3 protein-coding genes are annotated in these 2,296 nt (G+C 66.8%); 1 reads left to right on the top strand and 2 read right to left on the bottom strand.

What is annotated here, in order from left to right; all coding sequences use genetic code 11:
• Nucleotides 1–239, top strand: a 239-nt coding sequence (locus tag AC1DU6_RS28015) for a PEP-CTERM sorting domain-containing protein (protein WP_477861121.1), incomplete at its 5' end; no start/stop codon positions are given.
• 65 nt (nucleotides 240–304) lie between these two features.
• Here AC1DU6_RS28015 and argF read toward each other — a convergent pair.
• The gene (gene argF / locus AC1DU6_RS28010; protein ID WP_056201873.1) at nucleotides 305–1,267 is read right to left on the bottom strand and encodes an ornithine carbamoyltransferase; all 963 of its coding nucleotides are present in this window, start codon (nucleotides 1,265–1,267) and stop codon (nucleotides 305–307) included.
• Nucleotides 1,264–2,296: acetylornithine transaminase (locus AC1DU6_RS28005; protein ID WP_477861120.1), on the bottom strand; the 1,033-nt coding region annotated here is incomplete at its 5' end. The genes argF and AC1DU6_RS28005, both read right to left, overlap by 4 nt.

The following is a 2,296-nucleotide window of genomic DNA, read 5'->3' as shown; positions in this document are numbered from 1 at the left end:
ATTCGGGCCTGAACGGTTCAGGCTCGCTTCTGGGCACCATCACGCTGACCGCGACCGGTGACTACTCGACCTGGTCCCAGAAGATCCTGAGCTACAGCGGCACGGCACWGTCCTTCGACCTGACTGGCACGAACGGCGTTGCCGCGCTGGACAACATCTCCGCCGTCCCCGAGCCGAGCAGCATCGCACTGCTGCTCGCCGGTGGCGCCCTGGTGCTGGCCCGCCGCCGTCGCGCCTGATCAGCGAGCGCCAAAGAAAAAGCCGGCTGTTCGCAGCCGGCTTTTTGCTTTCGAGATGAGGCGTGTCAGCCAATGCGTCCGAGCAGCAGGTACTCCATGAGTGCCTTCTGCACGTGCATTCTGTTCTCCGCTTCATCCCAGACGACCGACTGCGGTCCGTCGATGACGTCCGCCGCCACTTCCTCGCCGCGATGGGCCGGCAGGCAGTGCATGAAAAGGGCGTCCGGCTTGGCGCGAGCCATCATCTGCGTGTCCACGCACCAATCCGCGAACGCAGCCTTGCGGGCCTCGTTCTCGGCTTCGTAGCCCATGCTGGTCCAGACGTCGGTCGTCACCAGGTCGGCGCCGTCGCAGGCCTCGCGCGGGTCGTTGAACACGCGGTAGCAGCTCGCGTCCTTGATGCCGGCCACTGCCGGGTCCACACCATAGCCGCTGGGTGTGCTGACATGCACCTTGAAACCCAGGATCTCGGCCGCCTGCAGCCAGGTGTTGGCCATGTTGTTGCCGTCCCCCACCCAGGCGACGACACGGCCCTTCAGRCAGTCCATGTCGATGGCGCCGCGCCGGTCCATGCCGCGGTTCTCGATGAAGGTGAACAGGTCGGCCAGGATCTGGCAGGGGTGGTACTCGTTGGTCAGGCCGTTGATGACCGGCACGCGCGAATGCGCCGCAAACGCCTCGAGCTTGCTCTGCTCGAAGGTGCGGATCATGACGATGTCGACCATGCGGCTGATGACGCGCGCCGAGTCCTCCACCGGCTCGGCTCGGCCGAGCTGGCTGTCGCCCGTCGTCAGGTGCACAACGGAGCCGCCCATCTGGTACATGCCCGCCTCGAAGCTGACGCGCGTGCGCGTGCTGGCCTTCTCGAAGATCATGGCCAGCGTGCGGTCCTGCAGCGGCTGGTATTTTTCGTAGTTCTTGAAGCGGCGCTTGATGATGCCGGCGCGGTCGAACAGGTGGGCGTATTCCTCGGCGCGCAGGTCTTTGAACTGCAGATAGTGACGCATCAGTGCATCCCCCGGCTTCATGGCTTGGGCTGCGCAAGCAGCGCTTTGATCAGCGGCACGAGGCGGGCAGCGATTTCGCGCGCTTCGTCGTGCGTCAGGATCAGCGGTGGCAGCAGGCGCACCACGCGGTCGGCCGTCACGCTGATCAGCAGGCCGGCATCCAGGGCTTGACCCAGCAGCGGGCCGGCCGGGCGATCCAACTCGATGCCCAGCATCAGGCCCTGGCCGCGGATCTCGACCAGGCCCGACTCGCCAGCCAGGCCCTCGGCGAGGGCGCCGCGCAGCGTGGCGCCCACGGCTTCGGCATTGGCCAGCAGGCCGTCCTCTTCCATGATCTTCAACGTCTCGACGCCGGCGCGCATGGCCAGCGGGTTGCCGCCGAAGGTGGTGCCGTGGTTGCCGGCCTTCAGCACACTGGCGGCGCGCGGGCCGCAGACGACAGCACCGATGGGCACGCCCGAACCCAGGCCCTTGGCCAGCGGCATCACGTCCGGCTTGATGCCGGCCCACTGGTGGGCGAACCATTTGCCGGTGCGGCCGATGCCGCACTGCACTTCGTCCAGCATCAGCAGCAGGTCGCGCTCGTCGCAGACGCGGCGCAGGGCCTGCAGGAACTCGATGCGGGCGGGGTTGATGCCGCCTTCGCCCTGGATGGTCTCCAGGAAGATGGCCGTGATGTTGGGGTGAGCGGCCAGGGCGGCCTCGAGGGCGGCAATGTCGTTGAGCGGCACGCGCACGAAGCCCGGCACCAGCGGCCCGAAGCCGGCCTGGATCTTGGGATTTGCCGTGGCCGACAGCGTCGCGATCGAGCGGCCGTGGAAGGCGCCCTCGAAGACAAGCACCTCGGGCGAGGTATTGCCGCGGTCATGGCCGAACTTGCGGGCGATCTTCAACGCCGCCTCGTTGGCCTCGAGTCCGCTATTGCAGAAGAAGACATTGGCCAGGCCCGAAACCTCGCAGAGCTTGGCGGCGAGTTGCTCCTGCAGCGGCACGCGGTAGTAGTTGCTGGTGTGGATCAGCTTGGAGAGCTGATCTTGCAACGCCGGCACC

The organism is Roseateles sp. P5_B10, assembly GCF_056400485.1.
This window is presented reverse-complemented; position numbering and strand designations above follow the sequence as displayed.